Annotated in this window: 23 protein-coding genes; 9 read left to right on the forward strand and 14 right to left on the reverse strand. The window is 62.7% G+C overall.

Annotated elements, in window-relative coordinates; genetic code table 11:
- Positions 1 to 12: 12 nt before the first annotated feature.
- From BM045_RS11545 to htpX, 7 genes are all read right to left on the reverse strand, one after another.
- The gene (locus BM045_RS11545; protein WP_092183422.1) at positions 13 to 441 is read right to left on the reverse strand and encodes a metallopeptidase family protein; all 429 of its coding nucleotides are present in this window, start codon (positions 439 to 441) and stop codon (positions 13 to 15) included.
- Positions 432 to 1,838 (reverse strand): 3-isopropylmalate dehydratase large subunit, encoded by a 1,407-nt coding sequence (gene leuC / locus BM045_RS11550; RefSeq protein WP_092183424.1) that lies wholly within the window; start codon positions 1,836 to 1,838, stop codon positions 432 to 434. Before leuC ends, BM045_RS11545 begins: the two co-directional genes overlap by 10 nt.
- Before the next feature lie 85 nt (positions 1,839 to 1,923).
- Positions 1,924 to 3,285, reverse strand: coding sequence for an oligosaccharide flippase family protein (locus tag BM045_RS11555; protein WP_139198776.1), 1,362 nt, complete (start codon positions 3,283 to 3,285; stop codon positions 1,924 to 1,926).
- A 132-nt stretch (positions 3,286 to 3,417) separates the two neighbouring features.
- A complete protein-coding gene (purH, locus tag BM045_RS11560; protein ID WP_092183428.1) occupies positions 3,418 to 5,025 on the reverse strand; it encodes a bifunctional phosphoribosylaminoimidazolecarboxamide formyltransferase/IMP cyclohydrolase in 1,608 nt (535 codons plus the stop codon).
- A 68-nt stretch (positions 5,026 to 5,093) separates the two neighbouring features.
- The gene (locus BM045_RS11565) at positions 5,094 to 6,692 is read right to left on the reverse strand and encodes a heparinase II/III family protein (protein WP_092183430.1); all 1,599 of its coding nucleotides are present in this window, start codon (positions 6,690 to 6,692) and stop codon (positions 5,094 to 5,096) included.
- Positions 6,693 to 6,789: 97 nt separating this feature from the next.
- Positions 6,790 to 8,094, reverse strand: coding sequence for an RsmB/NOP family class I SAM-dependent RNA methyltransferase (locus BM045_RS11570; RefSeq protein WP_092183432.1), 1,305 nt, complete (start codon positions 8,092 to 8,094; stop codon positions 6,790 to 6,792).
- Between the two features lie 9 nt (positions 8,095 to 8,103).
- A complete protein-coding gene (gene htpX, locus BM045_RS11575; RefSeq protein ID WP_092183434.1) occupies positions 8,104 to 9,087 on the reverse strand; it encodes a zinc metalloprotease HtpX in 984 nt (327 codons plus the stop codon).
- 94 nt (positions 9,088 to 9,181) lie between these two features.
- Between htpX and BM045_RS11580 the strand changes: the two genes are divergently transcribed.
- Positions 9,182 to 9,385 (forward strand): DUF1674 domain-containing protein, encoded by a 204-nt coding sequence (locus tag BM045_RS11580; protein WP_092183436.1) that lies wholly within the window; start codon positions 9,182 to 9,184, stop codon positions 9,383 to 9,385.
- 211 nt (positions 9,386 to 9,596) lie between these two features.
- Here the strand turns inward: BM045_RS11580 and BM045_RS11585 are convergent, their stop codons facing one another.
- The 5 genes from BM045_RS11585 to ccmA are packed head-to-tail and all read right to left on the reverse strand — an operon-like array spanning position 9,597 to position 12,332.
- A complete protein-coding gene (locus BM045_RS11585) occupies positions 9,597 to 10,130 on the reverse strand; it encodes a DsbE family thiol:disulfide interchange protein (protein ID WP_092183438.1) in 534 nt (177 codons plus the stop codon).
- Positions 10,130 to 10,279: a heme exporter protein CcmD gene (gene ccmD, locus BM045_RS11590; RefSeq protein ID WP_092183440.1), complete on the reverse strand. Its 150-nt coding sequence runs from the start codon at positions 10,277 to 10,279 to the stop codon at positions 10,130 to 10,132. Before ccmD ends, BM045_RS11585 begins: the two co-directional genes overlap by 1 nt.
- The gene (locus BM045_RS11595; RefSeq protein ID WP_092183442.1) at positions 10,276 to 11,037 is read right to left on the reverse strand and encodes a heme ABC transporter permease; all 762 of its coding nucleotides are present in this window, start codon (positions 11,035 to 11,037) and stop codon (positions 10,276 to 10,278) included. Before BM045_RS11595 ends, ccmD begins: the two co-directional genes overlap by 4 nt.
- 12 nt (positions 11,038 to 11,049) lie before the next feature.
- The gene (gene ccmB / locus BM045_RS11600; RefSeq protein WP_092183444.1) at positions 11,050 to 11,703 is read right to left on the reverse strand and encodes a heme exporter protein CcmB; all 654 of its coding nucleotides are present in this window, start codon (positions 11,701 to 11,703) and stop codon (positions 11,050 to 11,052) included.
- Entirely contained in the window at positions 11,700 to 12,332 is a 633-nt protein-coding gene (gene ccmA, locus BM045_RS11605) for a heme ABC exporter ATP-binding protein CcmA (protein ID WP_092183446.1), read from the reverse strand. Before ccmA ends, ccmB begins: the two co-directional genes overlap by 4 nt.
- 167 nt (positions 12,333 to 12,499) lie before the next feature.
- Between ccmA and acnA the strand changes: the two genes are divergently transcribed.
- From acnA to BM045_RS18915, 5 genes are all read left to right on the forward strand, one after another.
- A complete protein-coding gene (gene acnA, locus BM045_RS11610) occupies positions 12,500 to 15,172 on the forward strand; it encodes an aconitate hydratase AcnA (RefSeq protein WP_092183448.1) in 2,673 nt (890 codons plus the stop codon).
- A 130-nt stretch (positions 15,173 to 15,302) separates the two neighbouring features.
- A complete protein-coding gene (locus BM045_RS11615) occupies positions 15,303 to 15,683 on the forward strand; it encodes a VOC family protein (RefSeq protein WP_092183450.1) in 381 nt (126 codons plus the stop codon).
- A gap of 78 nt (positions 15,684 to 15,761) precedes the next feature.
- Positions 15,762 to 16,496: a DUF1223 domain-containing protein gene (locus BM045_RS11620; protein ID WP_092183452.1), complete on the forward strand. Its 735-nt coding sequence runs from the start codon at positions 15,762 to 15,764 to the stop codon at positions 16,494 to 16,496.
- Positions 16,497 to 16,806: 310 nt separating this feature from the next.
- Positions 16,807 to 17,154, forward strand: coding sequence for a DUF2794 domain-containing protein (locus BM045_RS11625; RefSeq protein WP_092184158.1), 348 nt, complete (start codon positions 16,807 to 16,809; stop codon positions 17,152 to 17,154).
- Between the two features lie 20 nt (positions 17,155 to 17,174).
- Positions 17,175 to 17,624 (forward strand): hypothetical protein, encoded by a 450-nt coding sequence (locus tag BM045_RS18915; protein ID WP_092183454.1) that lies wholly within the window; start codon positions 17,175 to 17,177, stop codon positions 17,622 to 17,624.
- A gap of 2 nt (positions 17,625 to 17,626) precedes the next feature.
- Here the strand turns inward: BM045_RS18915 and BM045_RS11635 are convergent, their stop codons facing one another.
- Together BM045_RS11635 and BM045_RS11640 are read right to left on the reverse strand one after the other, a co-directional pair.
- Positions 17,627 to 18,124 (reverse strand): GNAT family N-acetyltransferase, encoded by a 498-nt coding sequence (locus BM045_RS11635; protein WP_092183456.1) that lies wholly within the window; start codon positions 18,122 to 18,124, stop codon positions 17,627 to 17,629.
- An 87-nt stretch (positions 18,125 to 18,211) separates the two neighbouring features.
- Positions 18,212 to 18,982, reverse strand: coding sequence for a Bax inhibitor-1/YccA family protein (locus BM045_RS11640; protein WP_092183458.1), 771 nt, complete (start codon positions 18,980 to 18,982; stop codon positions 18,212 to 18,214).
- Positions 18,983 to 19,185: 203 nt separating this feature from the next.
- Here BM045_RS11640 and thpR point away from each other — a divergent pair, with 203 nt between their 5' ends.
- The 3 genes from thpR to BM045_RS11655 all read left to right on the forward strand — a co-directional run bounded on the left by thpR (position 19,186) and on the right by BM045_RS11655 (position 21,063).
- Positions 19,186 to 19,725: an RNA 2',3'-cyclic phosphodiesterase gene (gene thpR / locus BM045_RS11645; protein WP_092183460.1), complete on the forward strand. Its 540-nt coding sequence runs from the start codon at positions 19,186 to 19,188 to the stop codon at positions 19,723 to 19,725.
- Positions 19,726 to 19,950: 225 nt separating this feature from the next.
- Entirely contained in the window at positions 19,951 to 20,472 is a 522-nt protein-coding gene (locus BM045_RS11650) for an invasion associated locus B family protein (RefSeq protein WP_092183461.1), read from the forward strand.
- A gap of 87 nt (positions 20,473 to 20,559) precedes the next feature.
- A complete protein-coding gene (locus BM045_RS11655; RefSeq protein WP_092183463.1) occupies positions 20,560 to 21,063 on the forward strand; it encodes an invasion associated locus B family protein in 504 nt (167 codons plus the stop codon).
- Positions 21,064 to 21,119: the final 56 nt, after the last annotated feature.

Here is a 21,119-nt window from a genome sequence, read left to right on the forward strand (position 1 = left end):
GCAATCCATGGCTCAATTGCCGTCAACCGAGGCCTCGATCGCCTCCATATCCTCGTCGGAAAAGCCGAAATGGTGCCCCAGCTCGTGCACCAGCACATGGGTGACCACTTCGCCCAGCGTATTGTCATCATGCTCGGCCCAATAGTCGAGCATGGCGCGACGATAGAGGAAGACAGTGTTGGGAAGCTGGCCGGTCTGCGGCACGGCGCCGTCTTCAGTGAGGCCTATACCGACGAACAGCCCCATCAACTCGAAAGGGCTTTCCATGCCGAAGCCGTCGAGCACGTCCTGTTCGGCATAGTCGGCCACCGAGCAGGTCACATCAGCGGCGAGCGACTTAAAGGGCTCGGGGAGTTCCTCGAGCGCCTTGATGGCGAGGGCTTCGATATCGTCGAGGGTGGGCGCGTAGCGCGCCCCCCAATCGCTATCGCTTACTGCCACTCGCGGATGTCTACGAAATGGCCGGCTAAAGCTGCTGCAGCGGCCATGGCGGGGGCTACGAGATGAGTCCGGCCCTTGAAGCCCTGGCGACCTTCGAAATTGCGGTTCGACGTCGAAGCGCAGCGTTCCTGCGGCTTGAGCTTGTCGGGGTTCATGGCGAGGCACATGGAACAGCCCGGCTCGCGCCATTCAAAGCCGGCATTGAGGAAGATGGTGTGCAGGCCTTCAGCCTCGGCCTGATCCTTGACCAGGCCCGAGCCGGGCACGACCATGGCGTTGACGCCGGGCGCGACCTTCTTGTCGCCGATGACGGCGGCAGCGGCGCGCAGATCCTCGATACGGCCATTGGTGCAGGAGCCGATGAAGACGCGTTCCACGGTGATGTCGGTGATCGGGGTGCCGGGCTTGAGGCCCATATAGTCTAGCGCCCGCCACTTGGAGGCACGCTTGTTCTCGTCGGCGATGTCATCGGGGTTCGGCACGACGCCAGTCACCGAGATGACGTCCTCGGGCGAGGAACCCCAGGAAACGATCGGCGGCAGTTTGGCGGCATCGAGGATCACCACCTTGTCGTAGACGGCGCCTTCGTCGGTATAGAGGGTCTTCCAGTAATCGACGGCCATGTCCCAGGCCTTGCCCTTGGGCGCGCGGTTGCGGCCTTCCACGTAATCGAACGTGGTCTGGTCGGGGGCGATCAGGCCGGCGCGGGCGCCGCCCTCGATGGTCATGTTGCAGACCGTCATGCGGCCTTCCATCGACAGCGAGCGGATGGCTTCGCCGGCAAATTCGATGACATGGCCATTGCCGCCGGCGGTGCCGATTTCGCCGATGATGGCAAGGATGATGTCCTTGGCGGTGACGTGAGGCGGCAGCTGGCCGTCGACGCGCACCAGCATGTTCTTGGCCTTCTGCTGGATCAGCGTCTGGGTGGCCAGAACGTGTTCCACTTCGGATGTGCCGATACCATGGGCCAGAGCGCCGAAAGCGCCGTGCGTCGAGGTATGGCTGTCACCGCAGACGATGGTCATGCCGGGCAGGGTGAAGCCCTGTTCGGGGCCGACGATGTGCACGATGCCCTGGCGCTTGTCGAAGGGGTCGAAATATTCGATGCCGAAATCGCGGGTGTTTTCGGCCAGCGTCTCGATCTGGATGGCGCTTTCCGGGTCGGGATTGGGGAGCGAGCGGTCGGTGGTCGGCACGTTGTGATCGACCACGGCCAGCGTGCGCTCGGGATGGCGGACCTTGCGGCCGTTCATGCGCAGACCTTCGAAGGCCTGCGGGCTCGTGACTTCGTGAACGAGGTGACGGTCGATATAGAGCAGCGAGGAGCCATCCTCGTTGTTCTGCACCAGATGGTCGTCCCAGATCTTGTCGTAGAGCGTGCGGGCCTTGGTCATTGCGGTATTCCGGCAGGGAAAGTTTGGAGTGGTTCTAAGGCAGGAGGGGGCCAGCGGTCAAGCATAACCGTACTCATGGGTACGGTCAGATGGCAGCCGGACGATCCACGGCGCCGCGCACAGCAAAGACCCCGATCAGGCTGGTATCGAGGCCGATGCGCAGCCTGCAGTAGAGGGCAATGGCCAGCTGGGCGGCAATGCGGGCCACCATATTGGTGGCGGCGGCGCCGACGATGCCAAAAGCCGGGATGACCAGGATCTGCAGCAGGAAGCCCAGGCCCATGATGGTGCCGAAAATCGCCACATAGGCGCGTTCGTGGCCGGTCATCATCATGACGATCTTGGAGGGGCCGGTGGCGGCATCAAACAGCAGGCCAAAGGCCAGCAGCACCAGCACCAGCGTGCCTTCGGCATAGGAGGGGCCAAACAGCGACAGGATGAAATCGCCCCAGATGGCGAAGAGGGCAAAGATAACCAGCGAAAAGGCAAAGCCGGCGCCCGAGGCCAGAGCGGTAATGGCCTGCGCCTTGCGCATCTGGCCGGCATGGAAATGCTGCGCCACCATGGGGGCGATTACCAGTTCGATGGCAAAGGTGAACAGCGTCATCAGCCCGGCGGTGCGGAAGGCGTTGAAATAGACGCCGGAGCTTTCGAGATCGAGCATCAGGCCGACGAGGATAACGTCGGCATTGAGCGCCGCGGTTTCGATCAGCGCGCCCAGCATCAACCAGCGGGAAATCCCGCCCCATTTGGCCCAATAGGCGCGCAATCCGGTCAGCGCGGGCATTAGCACATAACGGCCCTTGCGGATGGCCAGCCAGAGCTGCAGGCCCAGCATGCCGGTCAGCAAAGCGGCCGAGAGCACTAGTGCGTCGGGACCGCTCAGCACCACGCCGACGGCAAACAGCGCCAGCACCACGCCGGGCAGCGCCACGCGCCACAGGATGTCGCGCGGGAATAGTGCGGTCCACAGCGAACCCTGGGCGCGCAAAGCCGAGGAATTATACTCGGCCAGCGCCATCGGCAGGATCAGGAAAGCCGCGCCATAGAAATGGTTGGAGGTGTCGTCGAAGGTCATGAATTGCAGGATGATGGTGACCACGACGCAAAGCGCCACGGCGACGATCAGGCTGGCGGCAATGGTGATGCCGGCGCCATCGCGTGCGGCGGCCACGGCCTCTTCCTTGCGGCCGGCAACGGTCTCCTGCGACCACAGCCGCAGGATGGCCATCGGCTGGCCAATGCCGGCGGCAATGGCGAGGACGGTTGCCAGCGCCAGACCGAAGGCGAAATGGCCATATTCCAGCGGCGTCATGGTGCGCGAGAGCACGACATAAGTCAGATAGGTTAGCCCGGCCGTCGCCACCTTGATGCCAAGCGAAACCACGGACCGCCAAAGTCCGGCATGTAGCAGTGCTGAGAGATCGGTCGGAATCTTTATTCGCATTGACGCCTCGAAGCCGCAGGAGACTGCGACCTCGCCCAATCTGCCATCGCATTCTCAAGAAGGTCTTACTTCTTCACGCAAGGCCAATTACGTTTTCGTAAGGTTTGGCGGATGTTTACTACGGAAATATCCCTAGTGGCGGAAGTGGCGCATGCCGGTCATCACCATGGCGATACCGGCCGCATCTGCCGCGGCAATCACCTCGTCATCGCGCATCGAACCACCCGGCTGGATCACCGCAGTGGCACCGGCTGCGACCAGAGCTTCCAGACCATCGGCGAAGGGGAAGAAGGCGTCGGAGGCGACGACCGAGCCCTGGCTCAACGCGCCTTCAATCCCGGCTGCCTTGGCGGCGTCCACCGACTTGCGGTGGCCGGTGAGGGCCGAATCCACGCGGGACATCTGACCGGCGCCGATGCCGGCGGTGGCGCCGTCCTTGACGTAGACGATGGCGTTGGACTTGACGTGCTTGGCGACCTTGGCGGCGAGGCGCAGGTCGGCCATTTCAGCGTCGGTCGGCTGGCGCTTGGTGACGACTTTCAGCTCGCAGTCATCGACATTGCGATTGTCGCGCGACTGCACGAGCAGGCCGCCGGCTACGGATTTCACAACGAGACCATCGGCCTTGGCATCGGCCAAGCCGCCGGTCAGCAGCAGGCGCAGATTCTTCTTGGCGGCGATGATGTCCTGGGCTTCCTGCGTGGCCGACGGCGCGACAATCACCTCGGTGAAGACCTTGACGATTTCCGTCGCCGTGGCGGCGTCGATTTCGCGATTGGTGGCGACAATGCCGCCAAAGGCCGAGACTGGGTCGGTGCGTAGGGCATTCTGATAGGCCGTCAGCAGGTCACCGGCCACGGCGACGCCACAGGGGTTGGCATGCTTGATGATGGCGACGGCTGCCACTTCATTGGCGTCGAATTCCGAGACCAGCTCGAAGGCCGCGTCGGTATCGTTGATATTGTTGTAGCTCAGCGTCTTGCCCTGCACCTGGGTCGCAGTTGCGACGCCGCGGCGGTCGTCGCCATTGGCATAGAAACCGGCCCACTGATGCGGGTTTTCGCCATAGCGCATCACTTCGCGCAAGGTGCCGGCAAAGCTGCGATAGGGGATTTCGGGATAGTCGATCGCCTTGGCGAACCAGGTCGAAATGGCGCTGTCATAGGCTGCCGTGCGGGCATAGGCCTTGGCGGCCAGCTTCTGGCGCAGCTCGAATGGCACGCCGCCGGTCTCGCTAATCGCAGCGAGGATGGCCGGATAGTCGGCCGGATCGACCACCACTGTCACATAGGCATGGTTCTTGGCCGCCGAGCGGACCATGGCCGGGCCGCCGATGTCGATGTTTTCGATGATGTCGTCATAGCTGGCGCCCGAGGCGACGGTCTTCTCGAAGGGGTAGAGATTGACCGCGACCAGATCGATGGCGCCGATCTCATGCTCTTCCATCGAGGCGGCGTGGTCCGCCTTGTCGCGCACCGCCAGAAGCCCACCATGGACCTTTGGATGCAGCGTCTTGACGCGACCGTCCATCATTTCGGGGAAACCGGTCAGGTCGGCGATCTCGCGCACCGGCAGACTGGCGTCGCTGATCAGCTTGTGCGTACCGCCGGTCGAGACCAGTTCGACGCCGGCGGCCGAGAGCCCCTTGGCAAAGTCGGCCATGCCAGACTTGTCGAATACCGAAAGCAGCGCCCGCCCGACCTTGACCGTCTTGCCCATGAGATGTGTCTCGCCTGTCATATGGAATTTCCGCGCTCGCTAGCACGAAGCCGGCAGCGCGCCAACCGGCGAATCACGCATGGCAGCTGCTAGGGCTGCTCCAGCGTGAAGATCCAGGCCACTTCGGCATCGGCTGCGACATCGGCTTCCAGCACCAATTGGCGGGTCTTGTCGAAGCCGACATAGGCCGATTGGCGCACGCTTTCCTCCTCGCGGAACTCCGCGCCTTCCCAGAGAAAACTCCAGACCGCGCCATTGGGCAGTACCAGCCGGACAATGCCGTCGCTGCGGTTACGCCGTACCATGATCCCTGGCGCCAGGTGGAAGCGGATGGCCAGCAGGCCCGCCGGCGTGCCCTTGGCCACCATGCGGTCCTGGCCGACCAGGGTGGTGCCCTGCGACAGCAGCGTGATGCGCCGTTCCAGCTCGACGCCATAATGCTTGGCATAGCCCGTGGTGCTGATTGTGACCAAGTTGTCGGCACTATCCAGCGCAATGGCCGGATGGCGCTGTGGCGGCGCGTCCTCGGCGTCGATGGTCGGTGCCGAATGCGCCACGCCCTGGCGGAACAGCGCCTTGCTGTCGGGCAGGTCGGATGGGGCCGGGCCGCAGGAGCCGAGGATCAGCTCGGTGCCATGAGAAAATTCAAAACCCAGCGCGCTGGCATGCAGGTCACTGCCCAGGCCCGGCGGTGGCGCCAGCCCGGAATCGGCGATCACCACGGCATTGCCGTCGCGCAAAATGCCATAGCCGCCCATCAGCATGGAACGCCGTTTGCGGATCGGGCCCTTGGACTGGATGGCGATCAAAACGTCATGCGGAAGCTGGCCGCAGCCATTGAAATAGGCCGGCTCACCGCTCGACAGGGTCAGCGCATCGAGACTTTCATGCATGCGGTCGATCTGGGCGCCGAGTTCATTGCCAGCCTCCGACTTCACCGCCGCCGCGATGTGGCGGATGCTGACCAGCTCCACCAGCAGTTGCAGCTGCAGCCGCGGATTGCGCGACAGATGCAGCCCATCGCGGTCAAGTTGCGTGGCCAGCAGGGCATTGAGCCGTTCCACCCGCATGGGCACGTCGGTCTTGTCATTCTGCTCGCAGAATTCTGCACCCAGCAGCGCAATAGCGGCAAACAGCGCCTCCGCCGGGTCGCTGGTCAGCGGGGCGCGAACCTTCAGGCTCTGGATCTGTGCGCCGAGTATGCGCTGGATGGTGCGGGCCTCGGCAGCATTGGCGCCATCGAGCAGCAGCGGCAGGTGACGCAGCCAGTTGATGACGCGCTGCGCCGTCAGGGCGAGCGCCCAGGTATCGTGCTGGAACTGCGCCTCATGGCCGATCCAGTCGAGCACCAGCATGCGGGCAAAGCGGCGCTCGCCGCTGTCGCGCACCTCACGGAAATGCCGCAGCCAGGAAAAACCATGCAGGTTCAGCCACCAGTCGACATGGCTGACCTCGAGCGTAAAGGGCGAGACGCCCTCGGTGTCGATCAGCTTGCTGGCCAGCAGATAGCGACCCGCCATCATGTCGCGCACCGCTTCGCGGTCGGCTGGGCGCAACTCGGGCAGCTCGCCGCCAAAGGCGTCATCAGCCAGGCCGCGCCAGGTCCAGCGCAGGATGGGCAGGGTTACGGTGGCGTCGGCCAGGCCAAGGGCAGCCTTGCGCAGCCCGTGGGGCAGGGGCAGCGCCATCAGCGCTTCTGCTCCCGCCGCGCGGCATAGGCCTGCACTGGCTTGTTTCTGCCCGTCACCGGTTCAGTCCTCACTGGCCCTTGAGGGCACTTGGTTTTCAGCGGCGCCGGAAGCGGGCCACGAAGAACCCGTCCATGCCACTTTCGTGGCCGCCTGGCGCCATGCCAGGATGGGTGCGCACCAGACCTTTTGCGGTCACGGCGCTCTCAAGACCCGGCAATTCATCTGCCGTCACTGGCCAGAGTTCGAGGCCGGGGAGCGAATCAAGCGCCCATTCGACCTGCTCTTCACCCTCGGCCGGCTCCAGCGAACAGACGCAGTAGATCAGCACGCCACCCACATCAAGGCAACGGAAAGCATTGGTAATCAACGCTTTCTGCAACCGCACGCGGCCGGCAACGTCGCCCACCGAGCGATGCCAGATCACTTCGGGATGGCGGCGGAAGGTGCCGGTGGCCGAGCAGGGCGCATCGAGCAGCACGCCATCATAGGCCGAATTGGGCGCAAAAGTGCCGGCGTCGCCGACAATGATTTCTGCCGAATAGTCCAAGCGCTTGAGATTGTCCTTGAGCCGTTCCATGCGGCTGGCGTCGCTGTCGAGCGCCGTCACCAGATAGCCGGCTTTCAGCAATTGTGCGGTCTTGCCGCCGGGCGCAGCGCAGAGATCGAGCACGCGGCCGCCGGACTTGGCCTTGAGCAGGCGGGCGGGAATGGCCGATGCCGCATCCTGGACCCACCACTTGCCCTCGGCAAAGCCGGGAAGGGCCTCCACGGGGCGATCGCGCTGGTCGATGCGCACGGTATCGCCGATCAGCTTTTCGGCACCGAGCTGGTCGATCAGCTCGGCATCCTGGTCATCCTTGAGCGTCAGGTCGAGCGGCGCACCGGCCAAAAGAGCCGTCGAAAAGCCGTCGATGGCCTCTTCGCCATAGGCGTTGAGCCAGGTGTCGCCGAAAGTGTCGGGAATCAGCAGGTCGTCTTCGAGCATGCCGAACTTGGCCGAATTGGCCTGGGCGCTTCGCAGCACGGCGTTGATCAGGCCAGACAGATGGCGCGCCTTGGGATCGCGCTTGACGGCTTCCACCGCGAGGAACAGCGCCGAATGGGCGCCCAGATCAGGCAGGAAGACCAGTTGTGCTAGGCTGAGCCGCAGCACGGCTTCAAACGTGCCGGACTTGCCGGGCATGCCCTTTTCGAGCAGGGCGTGAATGATGAAATTGAGCTGGCCCTGACGGCGCAGAGCCGTGGTGATCAGCCGGTTGGCCAGGGCGCGATCGCGCCCGTCAGCCAGTTCCTTGGCCGTCAGCGGCACGAAATTATCGCCAGCCAGCACGGCCTTCAGCCGTTCCGCAGCAACGAGGCGGAGCTTGAGCCCCGCCGGATCAGGTTTGTTATGCGCCACGCTTGTTCTTTATCCCCAGGGACCGCGTTGTCCGCCGTCCTCGTCGGTCCGTCCGACGGTCGGCACGCGCCAGCCGCCGCCGATATCGCGACCGGTCGAAACCGGCGCAGGGCGAGGCTGAGGCCTGCGGCCCTTATCGTCCACCTGCATTAAAGCTGCAAGCTTGCGCAAAGCCTCTATGCGATTGCCCGTATCGGGATGGGTGGAAAACAGGTTGTCCATGCGCGAGCCGTTGAGCGGGTTGATGATATACATATGCGCCATGGCCGGGTTGCGCTCGGCCGCGACATTGACCTGACGGCCAGCCAGCGAAGCGATCTTCTGCAGCGCCGAGGCTAGCGCCAGCGGATCGCCGGAAATCTCGGCGCCGTCCTTGTCAGCCTCATATTCGCGGGTCCGGCTCACCGCCATCTGCACCAGCATGGCGGCCACGGGAGCTAGAAAAACCATCAACAGAGCGCCGACGCCGCCCAGCGGATTGTCGCGGTTATTGCCGCCGCCAAAGAACAGGCCAAACTGCGCCAGTGCCGAAATGGCGCCGGCAAAGGTCGCGGTAATGGTCATGGTCAGCGTATCGCGCGAGCGGATATGGGCCAGCTCATGCGCGACCACGGCGGCGACTTCGCGGGTTTCGAGATGTCGCAGCAGGCCGGTGGAGACGGCGACGGCGGCATTCTGCGGATTGCGGCCAGTGGCAAAGGCATTGGGTTGGTCGGTATTGATCACATAGACTTTTGGCGTCGGAATGCCGGCCTTGCGCGACAGGATATCGACCATGTCATGCAGTTCCGGCGCGCTGGAGCGCTCGACCGGTACGGCGTTCTGCATGCGCAGCACCAGCTTGTCGGAATTCCAGTAGCCGAAAAGATTGGTGACCAACGCAAAGCCGAAAGCCAGCATCATGCCGCCGGTGCCGCCGATGAAATAGCCAACCGTCATGAACAGCGCGGTCAGCGCAGCAAGCAGAACGGTGGTGCGAAAAGCATTGAACATTGTGAGCCCTTGGGTTCGCGTTCTCGAGCAATTATGTTGTGTGCCCAAGAGTTCCATGCAAGCGGCATGACCAAAACGTAATGCGGACAAGACCATGAGCGATGAAGAGATTGTGGAAAAGGCGCCTCGCCCACCCCTGAGCGAAGCCGCCAAGCGCGCGCTGGCAGAAGCCAAAGCCCGCCGCGCCGAAATCGACGCCAAAGGCGCCTTTGCCCCCAAGGAGCAAGGCGGCCGTGGCGGGCTGGAGCCGGGGCGCTATGGCGATTGGGAGATCAAGGGACTGACGAGCGACTTCTAGCCAACGATATCAGCCAAGCTAAAACCCGCAGCCGACGCAGCCACGGTCATGGCCACGGCGAGGATGGCGGCGATCAGGCCATATTCTACGGGCGTCACACCAGCATCGTCTCGCGCAAATCTGGACAGGATCGAAAACATGGCGCCATCGCTACTGGGGTACAATGGCGCCAAAATGGCAAGGCCTGGCTGAACGGAAGCTGAACGACGTTTTAGCCGCGCGCCGCCTCGATGGCGGGCAAGAGCTTGGCCTCGACATCCTCGGGCGACAAGGGGCCGACATGCTTGAAGGTAATTGTGCCCTCCGCGTCCACCACGAAGGTTTCCGGCACGCCATAGACGCCCCAGTCGATCGAGACGCGGCGGTCGCGATCCATGCCGACGGCGTCATAGGGATTGCCCAGTTCGGCGAGAAAAGCTCTGGCGTTTTCCGGTGCGTCGGACTGGTTGATGCCGAACAGGCGCACGCCGGTAATATCCTTGAGCGCCACCAGCAGCGGATGCTCGTCGCGGCAGGGAATGCACCAGGAGGCAAAGACATTGACCACCGTCACCTCGCCCTTGAGCGCTTCGGTGTCGAAACCGGGAACGCCAAGCTCGGGGACTTCGGCCATGGCAAAGACCGGGGCCGGCTTATCGATCAGCACCGAGCGGACGAGACCGGGATCGCGGTTCATCGAGCTGGCAAAGATGGCGACCAGCGCGACAAGGGCAATCAACGGCAAGCCGAACAGGACATAGCGCATCAGGCGTTGCGACGCGCTTCGAGGGCGGCGAGCTTTTTTGCCGTGGTGCGGGCGTCGTAAAGCGTCCAGCCGATCAGGCCGGCAACGCCGATGGCGACACCGAGATAGGCCCAGATGATGAAGACGCCATGCGGTCCGAGACCGATCATGCCGCACCGCCCTGCGCCATGCGGCGCTGCAGGCCCATGACACGGCGGCGCTTGACCTCAGTGTGCATGGCCTTGAGGTGGAGCGTCAAAAAAAGGAATGTAAACGCGAAAAACATCACGAAGAGTGGGATCAGGATCGAGCCGGGCATGCGCGGGCCATCGGGCCGGAACACGCTGGCCGGCTGGTGCAATGTGCTCCACCAGTCGACCGAGAATTTGATGATCGGGATATTGATGGCGCCGACCAGGGTAAAGACGGCGATGACCCGGGCGGCGCGCAGCTGGTCGTCAAAGGCGCGCCAGAGGGCGATGAGGCCGAGATAGATGAACAGCAGGACCAACGTCGATGTCATGCGGCCGTCCCATTCCCAGAAGGTGCCCCAGGTCGGGCGGCCCCAGAGCGAGCCGGTGAACAGGGCCAGGGCGGTGAACAGAGCGCCCAGCGGGGCAGCCGCCTTCATCGACACGTCGGCCATGGGATGGCGCCAGACCAGGGTGCCAAGCGCCGAGATGGTCATCACGCCATAGACGAACTGGCTGAGCCAGGCATTGGGCACGTGGACATACATGATGCGCACGGTATCGCCCATCTGGTAGTCCTCGGGCGAATTGAAGAAGGCATAGTAGAGCCCCGCAGCAAACAGCGCCGTGGTGAGGATGACCAGCGGCCACAGCAGGGGTTTCGTCCAGATGACGAATTGCCCCGGATTGGCAATCCGGTTCCACCAGTTCAGCTTGGGTGCGGTTTCAAGGCTCATGGGCTCAAGGCTCTAGTCTTCGGCCGAACTTATCGCAAGGGCGGCGGCGAAGGGAGAGAGGGCCAGGGCCATGAGGCTCAATGCCGCAAGAAACAGCATGGCAGCGCTGGATTGGGTGGCGGTGATCGAGCCGGTGCCGAAGATCAGAACCGGGATCGAGAGCGGCGCAATCAGGATCGGCGCGATCAATCCGCCGCGGCGGATACTCACGGTTACCGCGGCTCCTACGGCGCCAAAGGCGGCTAGGGCAGGGGTGCCGAGCAGCAGCGAGACGATGGTCCGCCACAGGGCATCGCCTTCCATCGACAGCAACACGGCCAAGAGTGGACTGGCGATGATCAGGGGCACAGCCGAGACCAGCCAGTGCACGATCAATTTTGCGACAATGACCATGCTGAGGGGCAATTCGGCCTGCCGCAGCAGGATCAGCGAGCCATCCTCATGGTCGGGGCGGAACAGCCGGTCGAGGCCGAGCAGCATGGCGAGGAAAGCGGCAATCCACACAATACCCGGGGCGATGCGGGCCAGGAGTTCACGATCCGGCCCTACGGCAAAGGGGACCACAGCGCCGACGATGACGAAGAACAGTACCAGCGTCAGCATGTCGCCACCGCCCCGCAGGGCGAGGCGGAGTTCGCGGAATAAAAGCGCGCGGAAAGCCGTCACGTCTGGCCTCCCAGCACCAATGTTTCCATGCGCGAAAGGTCGGGCAGGGTGATCGGGTCGTGGGTGGCGGCTATGGCAAAGCCGCCCTGGTCTAGATGGCGATCGATCAGCCGCGTCACCAGCGCATGGCCCTCGCTGTCGAGCGCGGCGGTGGGTTCGTCGAGCAGCCAAAGCGGGCGGTGGCTGACCAGCAGCCGTGCCAGGGCCAGCCGGCGGGATTGTCCGGCCGAGAGATAGCCGGCGTCGAGATCGGCGAGGTGGCCGAGGCCGACCTCATCGAGGGCGGCCGTGGTTGCAATACCCGTTGGGCCATTCACCTCGGCCCAGAAGCTCAGGTTTTCGCCAACGGTCAGCCGGGGCTTGATGGCATTGCGGTGGCCGCAATAGTGCAGCAGGCTCTGCTCCTCGTCGGCGCCCTCAATGGCAAAAGCACCCTCGAGCGGCGCGACAATTCCGGCGAGCGTCAGCAGCAGCGTCGTCTTGCCGGTGCCATTGGGGCCGCGCAGCAAAAGGCACTGACCGGCCGTCACCGAAAAACTCACCTCCTCGCCCAGCGCCATGCCGCCGCGACCCCAGCTCAGGCCGGTGGCGCGCAGGGTCAAAGGAGCAAACGGGTGCCATGGGGTCATGACCCCATCTCGTATTGAACCCAAGGTCATACTGGCAAGCCCATTCGCAACCTTCTATATCTGCTGGTAGTTTGGAGTCATTCCAACGAGCGCAGCGCCGTTGAGCGGTTCCCGGGCTGAGCCCCAGAGCCGGCGCGCCTGCCGCAAGCGACAACAGGGCGGAACAGATGACCTCGGTAAACAGCTTCAAGTCGAAATCGACCCTTCAGGTCGGCGGCAAGACCTATACCTATTATTCCATCGCCGAAGCGGAGAAGAACGGCCTCAAGGGCGTTTCGGCCCTGCCATCGTCGATGAAGGTGGTGCTGGAAAACCTGCTGCGCTTCGAGGACAATCGCACTGTCACCAAGGCTGATATCGAGGCCGTGGCGACCTGGCTCACGACCCGCACCTCCGAACATGAAATCTCCTACCGCCCGGCCCGCGTGCTGATGCAGGATTTTACCGGCGTGCCTGCCGTGGTGGACCTGGCCGCGATGCGCGACGCCACTGCCAAGCTCGGCGCCGACCCGCAAAAGATCAATCCGCTGGTGCCGGTGGACCTGGTCATCGATCACTCGGTGATGGTCGACAGTTTCGGTACCGCGCTGGCCTTCGGGCAGAATGTCGAGCTCGAATATGAGCGCAATGGCGAGCGCTATGAATTCCTGCGCTGGGGCCAGTCGGCTTTCGACAATTTCCGCGTCGTGCCCCCCGGCACCGGCATCTGCCACCAGGTGAACCTTGAATATCTGGCCCAGACCGTCTGGACCAAGGAAGAAGATGGCGAGACCGTCGCCTATCCCGATACGCTGGTCGGCACCGACTCGCACACCACCATGGTCAATGGCATGGCGGTGCTGGGCTGGGGTGTCGGCGGCATCGAGGCCGAGGCGGCCATGCTGGGTCAGCCGGTTACCATGCTGATCCCGGAAGTCGTCGGCTTCAAGATGACCGGCCGCATCAACGAGGGCATTACCGCCACCGACCTGGTGCTGACCGTCACTGAAATGCTGCGCAAGAAGGGCGTGGTTGGCAAATTCGTCGAATTCTACGGGCCGGGCATCGACTATCTCAGCCTCGAAGACCAGGCGACCATCGGCAATATGGCGCCCGAATATGGCGCGACCTGCGGCTATTTCCCGGTCGATGCCGATACGCTGAAATATCTGACCACCTCGGGCCGCGACCCGCAGCGCGTGGCTTTGGTTGAAGCCTATTCGCGCGCCCAGGGCATGTTCCGCGAGACCAATTCGCCGGATCCGGTGTTCACCTCGACGCTCGAACTTGATCTTTCCACCGTGGTGCCGTCGATATCTGGCCCCAAGCGCCCGCAGGACCGTATCGTTCTGGCCGATGCCAAATCAAAGTTCATCGAGCTGCTGCCCAAGGAATTCGGCAAGACCGATGATCCGGCTATCCCGGTCGATGGCCAGGAGTATACGCTCACCCATGGCGATGTGGTGGTCGCCGCCATCACCTCCTGCACCAATACTTCCAACCCCTCCGTGCTGGTGGCTGCCGGCTTGCTTGCCCGCAAGGCCCGGGCGCTTGGTCTTAATCGCAAGCCTTGGGTCAAGACCTCGCTGGCCCCCGGCTCGCAGGTGGTCACTGATTATCTCGATAGCGCCGGCCTTTCCGAGGATCTCGATGCAGTCGGCTTCAACTTGGTCGGCTATGGCTGCACCACCTGCATCGGCAACTCTGGGCCTCTGCCCGCCGAAATCTCCAAGGCCGTGCAGGCCGGCGATCTGGTCGCCACTTCGGTACTGTCGGGCAACCGCAATTTCGAAGGCCGCATCAATCCGGATGTGAAGGCCAATTTCCTCGCCTCGCCGCCGCTGGTCGTCGCCTATGCGCTGGCCGGTTCGGTCAAGATCGACATCACCACCGAGCCGCTTGGGATCGGCAGCAATGGCCAGCCGGTTTACCTCAAGGATATCTGGCCGACCAATCACGAGGTCGCTGAGATCGTGCGCAAGCATGTGACCAAGGAGATGTTCCAGGGGCGCTATTCGGACGTGTTCAAGGGCGACACGCATTGGCAGAATATCGCCATTGAGGGGGGCGAGACCTATGGCTGGAATTCCAGCTCGACCTATGTGCAGAACCCACCGTATTTCGAGGGCATGTCGATGGAGCCCAAGCCGGTGACCAATGTCGCCGGAGCCAAGGTGCTCGCGCTGTTTCTCGACTCGATCACCACCGATCATATTTCCCCCGCCGGTTCGTTCAAGGCGACGACGCCCGCAGGCAAATATCTCGAAGAACGTCAGGTTGCGCCGCGCGACTTCAACTCCTATGGCGCCCGTCGCGGCAATCATGAGGTGATGATGCGCGGCACCTTTGCCAATATCCGCATCAAGAACCAGATGCTGCCGGGTGTCGAAGGTGGCTATACCAAAGGGCCGGATGGCTCGCAGATGGCGATCTACGATGCCGCTATGGCCTATCAGGCGGCCGGCACGCCATTGGTGATTTTCGCCGGCAAGGAATACGGCACGGGCTCGTCGCGCGACTGGGCCGCCAAGGGTACCAACCTGCTCGGCGTGCGCGCCGTGATTGCCCAGAGCTTTGAGCGCATTCACCGCTCCAATCTCGTCGGCATGGGTGTCATTCCGCTGCAGTTCAAGGATGGCGAAAGCTGGCAGACGCTGGGCCTCGATGGCTCGGAAACGATCGATATCGAAGGCGTCACCGAAATCGCCCCGCGCGCCCAGGTCACGGTCAAGATCACCCGGGCGGATGGGTCCACGGTCAGCATCGAAACGCTGTGCCGGATCGATACCGCCAACGAGCTCGACTATTACAAGCACGGCGGCATTCTGCATTACGTGCTGCGTAGCCTCGTCGCGGCGTAAGCAGCGCTTACATTGAAATTTCAGATGGCGGTCCCCGGGGCCGCCATTTGTGCTTCGGGATTAAATTCTTGCTGACACAGCCTGTCAGCACCTCACGTCACAAGGGCGCCGAACTTCAAAAAGGCCAACAATGCTCGATCACATCGTTCTCACCGTCTCCGCCGTCGCGCGTTCGAAGCTCTTTTACCAAAAGGCCCTGGCGCCGCTGGGGATTGCGCATGGCGTGCAGTTCGAGGGGCCGCATGGCCATGCTGACCTCACCGGCTTTGGCAGCAACCGCGCCATGTATTTCTGGCTCAAGCAGGGTGTGCCGCATCCGCAGGCCGTGCATTTCGGATTTGCCGCCGAAACCGTTGCCGCCTTGCAGGCCTTTTATGACGCGGCACTGGCCGCCGGTGGTCGTGACAATGGTGCGCCAGGCCCGCGCGACCAGTATGACCCGCGCTACCATGCGGCCTATGTGCTTGATCCGGATGGCTACAATGTTGAGGCGGTGTTCCGGGACTATTGAGCACGCCGCGGCCAAAATCACGCCTGTCACCCTCTTTTGACTGGCTTGGTCGCGCGAGCCCGGCTTACAACTCTGGCCATGACGCATAGACCCTTTCTTTCTGCCGTTCTCGGCCTTGCTACGCTCGCTGCCCTGGCCCTGCCGGCCAGTGCTGATTCAGTGTCCCGGCCCAAGGCGGTGGTGGAGCTGTTTACCAGCCAGGGCTGTGCCTCCTGCCCGCCGGCCGACGCGCTGCTCACCAGTCTGGCCGAGCAGGACGATGTGGTGGCCTTGGCCTATCACGTCGACTATTGGGACTATGTCGGCTGGGAAGATACTTTTGGCGAGGAAGCCTATTCCGATCGCCAGCGCGCCTATGCCAAGAGCTGGGGCTCGTCGCGCATCTATACGCCGCAGATGGTGGTCAATGGCGCCAAGGGCGTGGTTGGCTCCAGGCGCGGTGAGGTACATGGCGCGCTCGATCACGCCAGCATGCCGCTGGCGGTCGATATCGAGCGGCATGGCGATATGCTCAAGATCGCCATTCCCGCCGATGCCAGCCTGGGTGATGCAGTGGTGTGGCTGGTGACCTATCTCGACCGTGCCGATGTCAGCATCGACAAGGGAGAAAACGCCGGAAAATCAATGGTTTATACCCAGGTGGTGACCGGGCGGCAAGCGCTGGGCATGTGGGAAGGCGCCAGTGGCGCCAATCTGAAACTGCCGCTGCCTGAAACGTTGGGCGAGGGCACTGGCGGCGTGGCCATCCTCGTGCAGCAGGAAAAAGACGGCCTGCCGGGCCCTATCCTCGGCGCGGCAACCTTCGAGAACTAGGCATGAAAAATCCCGTCCTTGGGGGCAAGGACGGGAGAGATTTTTGACTGGTCAACTCAGATAAAGGCGGCTGGCACCCAGGCTTCTGGGTTTGGGGGCTCGGTGGGCCCGGATGCCAGCCACTGGAGGCAATGCCCAGAGACTGATCCGGCAATCTGGCGCGTTCACGGACAAAGTGTGACGAAATTGGGGTATTTCCACCCCCTTGCGTCGTTCGCCAATTCCCGCAATCATGACAGTGATTTGACACGACGAGGCGATCCGAACGGTGCAATCCCGCACACCGAACGACAAAACCGTCAATCTCGCTCTGGTGCAGGGCGGAGCGGCGCAGCCGATTCCGGCGCCCAGCAAGGTCACCGCCCAGGTGGCCTTTGATCGCAAGGAGCTCTCGCTGATCCTCAATGTCTATGGCCGCAAAGTCGGGCAGGGCGAGTGGCGCGATTATGCGATGGACTTTCTGCGCGAGCGGGCGGTGTTTTCCATCTATGCCCGCGTTTCGGAACGGCCGCTGTATATCGTTGAAAAAACCCCGCGCCTGCGCAACCGGCAGGGCCAGTATTCGGTTACCAACCAGCAGGGGCGCATCCTCAAGCGGGGCCATGACCTGGCTCTGGTGCTGCGGGTGCTCGACCCCCAACTGGCGGTGGTGGGATGAAACGTACAGGGATTGCTCTAATGGCCGGCCTGGCGCTGGTCGCGCCGGCAGCGGCCCAGGACTGGGGCAGCGACTATAATCAGGGCATTATCGGCGTGCTGGGTGGCACGGAAGCCGGCGGCACGATCAGCCTCAACTGTGCCGACAATGGCAATGGCGTCGTCGTCAAGGGCGATTTGTCGATTTTCCTCAATCCGGGCGTCGATAGCGAAATCGGTGATGCCAGCCCCGGCGAATTGACCTTCAGCGTCGATGGCAAGGATGTCGTGCTGCCAGTCTCGGCCGATCAGGGCGATGGCTTCGTCTATGAAAAGACTGCCGCAACCCTCGACCACGCGACCCAACTGCTGGATCTGCTCGAGACCGGCAAGACGCTCGTCGTCACCGGCGAAGGCAAGCAGCTGGCCAGCATCGGCCTCGAAGGCGCCGGCGCAGCGCTGGATGGCGTCGAGGTCTGCCTCGTTCCCTGACGCTATAGCGCCAGCTGCAGATGCACGATGTCGTGCCAGCGGTCGAACTTGTAGCCGACCGCGTCATAACGCCCGACGTGGCGGAACCCGAATTTCTCGTGGATGGCGATGGAATTTTTTGTGTCGGCGGTGATCACGGCGATCATCTGCTTGAAGCCGAAGGCTTTTGACTGCGCTAGCAGCTCCGTGAGAAGCGCCTTGCCGATGCCGCGTCCCTTGGCGTCAGGATGCAGATAGATGGAATCCTCGCAGGTGAAGCGATAGGCCGCGCGGGGGCGGTAGAAGCTGGCATAGGCATAGCCCACCACCTGGCCGTCCACTTCGGCGATGATCAGCGGATGTTCTAGCTTGACCAAGCCCGCGAATTTTTCAGCCATCGCCGCTTCGCTGGGGACGTCGGTGTCGAAGGTGATCGCCGTCTGTTCCACATAGTGCTTGTAGATGGCGGTGATGGCGGGCACGTCGGCCCAGCGGAAGGGGCGCAGCTGGTAATCGGACACGTTACGTCTCGGCAAAAGAAAAGGACCGCAGCCTTTGTAGGCTACGGTCCGATTTGTCGTCCAACCAAATTGGTGGGACTTTGAGGCTTACTCGCGGTTGCCGAACAGGCGGAGCAGCATCATGAACAGGTTGATGAAGTCGAGGTAAAGGCTCAGCGCGCCCATGATGGCGCCCTTGGCCAGAACGTCGGCGCCATGGGCCTCGTCATAGCCTTCCTTGATCTTCTGCGTGTCATAGGCAGTGAGGCCCACGAAGATCAGCACGCCAACGGCGGAGATGATCCATTCCATGGCAGAGGACTGCAGAAAGATATTGACCACGGACGCGATGATCAGGCCGATCAGGCCCATCATCAGGAACGAGCCCATCTGGGTCAGGTCACGCTTGGTGGTGTAGCCGTAAAGGCTCATGGCACCGAAGGTGGCAGCGGTGATGAAGAACACCTTGGCGATCGAAGCGTCGGTATAGACGAGGAAGATCGACGACAGCGACAGGCCCATGATCGCGGCAAATGCCCAGAAAGTGGCCTGTGCGGCTGGCACGGAAAGCTTGTTGATGCCAAAGCTCAGCACCAGCACGAAGGCCAGCGGAGCCAGCATCACGACCCACTGCAGCGGGCTGGCGAACAGCAGGTAGCCCCACTGGGTGACCATGGTTCCATTGGCCAGCGTGCCGACGGCAGCGGTCGGATCGGTGGTGACGGCGGCGGCAGCGGCGAAATAGGCCGCGATGCCGGTCACGACGAGACCGATACCCATGTAATTGTAAACGCGCAGCATGTAGCTGCGAAGGCCCTCGTCCACGGCCAAGGCCGAGCCGGCCCGTGCTCCGAGGGTCTGACGGTCATATTCAGCCATAGTCGGTTTCCTTTCCCAATTGAAAAGCGGTGTTTGCTACCGCCGGTGGGCATTGGTTTGCCACTTGATGAGACAATATGGATGGAGGACCATGCGTTTACAAGACGTGATGCCCGGGTGCGACGAATGGGCTGGCCGCACAATGGCGTTATGTTACGGTCTAACCAGCGAATCGTATCCAGATCCTTTGAGAGGAGGGCCCTATGCCCCGGCTCTTTACCGGCCTCGAGATTCCGGCCGATACCGGATTTGCGCTGTCGCTCAAGCGCGGCGGTTTGACTGGCGCGCGCTGGATCGACCCGGACAATTACCACATTACCCTGCGCTTTATCGGCGATGTCGATCACCAGACGGCCAATGAAGTGGCCGACAGTCTGGACCGGCTGTCCAATTCGATGCGCTTTACCGTGCGACTGACGCACTTGGGCACCTTCGGCGGCGATAAGCCTCGGGCGCTCTATGCCGGCGTCGAGCCGAGCGAGCAGTTGACCCGGCTGCAGGCGGCGCAGGAGCGGGTGTTGCAGCGGGCCGGACTGCCGCCGGAAGGGCGGAAGTTTGTGCCCCATGTCTCGCTGGCGCGCCTACGCGGTGGCAGTGCCATGGAAGTGGCGCGGTTCATTTCCGAAGCCGGGCAGTTTACACCGCTGAGCTTTCCGGTCGGGCGCTTCGTGCTATTCTCCAGCAAGGATTCCGTCGGCGGTGGTCCTTATGTGGTGGAACAGAGCTATCCGCTGGCTGCCTGATCGAGATCGATCACAGTCACGCAAGCGTTAGCCGATTGTTAACCGCATCGGCTCAAACCGGTGACCAGAGGCCCCTCTCCGCCAAATTGCCGCCGCGATTGACTCGCAGTTGATGCAAATGCGGTTGGACGTGGCGGCGTTTGACATGTTGGTAACCATGTTCGGGGCAGAGTTGGCGGGCAGCTCTCCCAGAACGGGACCGTAAGACAAGAGGACGATTTGGCGATGACGACGAAAACCGGTGGCCTTGCATTTGGTCTGGCGGTCGGCGCGATCATGGCTCTGGCGCCCGCTGCCCAGGCGCAGCAGGCCACAGAGCTTGGCACTTTCAATGCCTGGACGGCATGGCAGGCAACCGATGCGTCGGGCGTGATCTGCTACGTCTCGGCCACCCCCTCGGCCAGCGAGCCGTCGGGCGCCAATCGCGATCCGATCCATTTCATGATCATCCACCGCAAGGGGATGGGCACCAAGAATGAAGTGCAGACCATTATCGGCTATCCGTTCAACAGCACCTCGGCCAATGCCAGTGCCAGCGTTGACGGCAAGGCCTATCCGATGGTCACCGAAGGTTCGGCCGCCTGGCTCGCCTCGACCGGCGATGAAAGCGGCTTTGTCTCGGCCTTCAAGGCTGGCAGCAATCTCGTGATCAAGGGCACCAGCCAGCGCGGTACCAATACGACCGATACCTATTCGCTGTCGGGCGCTACCGCTGCGGTCAATGCCATCGACGCCGCCTGCAAGTAATTCCGGGTTGCCCGAAATGGGCAATACATCCTATCTGGGTAAAGGGCCTTGCCGGTCCTTTGCCCGTTTTGCCTTGATGAGGTCCTGATGTCCAAGTCCGCCGTTGCGCTCGCTCTGGTTGCCAGCCTCGCCTTTTCCGCCAGCGCGCAGGCCCAGCAGGTGCGGATCCTGGGCGAGCATCGCGCCTGGACCAGCTATGCTGCCACGGAAGGCTCGGGCACGGTCTGCTTTGCCATGACCAAGCCGGAAAGCATTGCGCCGACGCCCGATGGCTATGGCCAGGCCTATATCTACATCACCAACCGTCCGGCCGAGAATGTGAGCAATGAGTTCAACCTCGTCGCCGGCTTCCCCTTCCAGCCTGACAGCATGGCGACGATCAATGTCAGCGGCCAGGTGTTCAACCTGTTCACCCAGAACGACGCCGCCTGGCTCGACGACAGCGGGCAATCTGACGCTCTAGCCAGCGCCATCCGCGCCGGTTCGTCCATGGTGGTCGAAGGCACGACGGCGGCCGGCATCAAGGTCGTGCAGAACTATTCGCTCTCCGGCGCTACCGCCGCCCAGCAGTCGATCGGCGCCGAGTGCTAGCCTAGAGGCCTAAGTCCAGCTAACCTTTAGGCCATGCAGTGGCCGTTGGGGGACGG

The organism is Devosia sp. YR412 (assembly GCF_900110945.1).
In the GTDB taxonomy this organism is placed as follows: domain Bacteria; phylum Pseudomonadota; class Alphaproteobacteria; order Rhizobiales; family Devosiaceae; genus Devosia.

Bases quoted from the DNA above. Each gene is read 5' to 3' on its own strand.
- leuC (WP_092183424.1), bottom strand. From the start codon at position 1,838: ATGACCAAGGCCCGCACGCTCTACGACAAGATCTGGGACGACCATCTG.
- BM045_RS11555 (WP_139198776.1), bottom strand. From the start codon at position 3,285: ATGCGAATAAAGATTCCGACCGATCTCTCAGCACTGCTACATGCCGGA.
- purH (WP_092183428.1), bottom strand. From the start codon at position 5,025: ATGACAGGCGAGACACATCTCATGGGCAAGACGGTCAAGGTCGGGCGG.
- BM045_RS11565 (WP_092183430.1), bottom strand. From the start codon at position 6,692: ATGGCGCTGCCCCTGCCCCACGGGCTGCGCAAGGCTGCCCTTGGCCTG.
- htpX (WP_092183434.1), bottom strand. From the start codon at position 9,087: ATGTTCAATGCTTTTCGCACCACCGTTCTGCTTGCTGCGCTGACCGCG.
- BM045_RS11580 (WP_092183436.1), top strand. From the start codon at position 9,182: ATGAGCGATGAAGAGATTGTGGAAAAGGCGCCTCGCCCACCCCTGAGC.
- BM045_RS11585 (WP_092183438.1), bottom strand. From the start codon at position 10,130: ATGCGCTATGTCCTGTTCGGCTTGCCGTTGATTGCCCTTGTCGCGCTG.
- ccmD (WP_092183440.1), bottom strand. From the start codon at position 10,279: ATGATCGGTCTCGGACCGCATGGCGTCTTCATCATCTGGGCCTATCTC.
- BM045_RS11595 (WP_092183442.1), bottom strand. From the start codon at position 11,037: ATGAGCCTTGAAACCGCACCCAAGCTGAACTGGTGGAACCGGATTGCC.
- ccmA (WP_092183446.1), bottom strand. From the start codon at position 12,332: ATGACCCCATGGCACCCGTTTGCTCCTTTGACCCTGCGCGCCACCGGC.
- acnA (WP_092183448.1), top strand. From the start codon at position 12,500: ATGACCTCGGTAAACAGCTTCAAGTCGAAATCGACCCTTCAGGTCGGC.
- BM045_RS11615 (WP_092183450.1), top strand. From the start codon at position 15,303: ATGCTCGATCACATCGTTCTCACCGTCTCCGCCGTCGCGCGTTCGAAG.
- BM045_RS11620 (WP_092183452.1), top strand. From the start codon at position 15,762: ATGACGCATAGACCCTTTCTTTCTGCCGTTCTCGGCCTTGCTACGCTC.
- BM045_RS18915 (WP_092183454.1), top strand. From the start codon at position 17,175: ATGGCCGGCCTGGCGCTGGTCGCGCCGGCAGCGGCCCAGGACTGGGGC.
- BM045_RS11640 (WP_092183458.1), bottom strand. From the start codon at position 18,982: ATGGCTGAATATGACCGTCAGACCCTCGGAGCACGGGCCGGCTCGGCC.
- thpR (WP_092183460.1), top strand. From the start codon at position 19,186: ATGCCCCGGCTCTTTACCGGCCTCGAGATTCCGGCCGATACCGGATTT.
- BM045_RS11650 (WP_092183461.1), top strand. From the start codon at position 19,951: ATGACGACGAAAACCGGTGGCCTTGCATTTGGTCTGGCGGTCGGCGCG.
- BM045_RS11655 (WP_092183463.1), top strand. From the start codon at position 20,560: ATGTCCAAGTCCGCCGTTGCGCTCGCTCTGGTTGCCAGCCTCGCCTTT.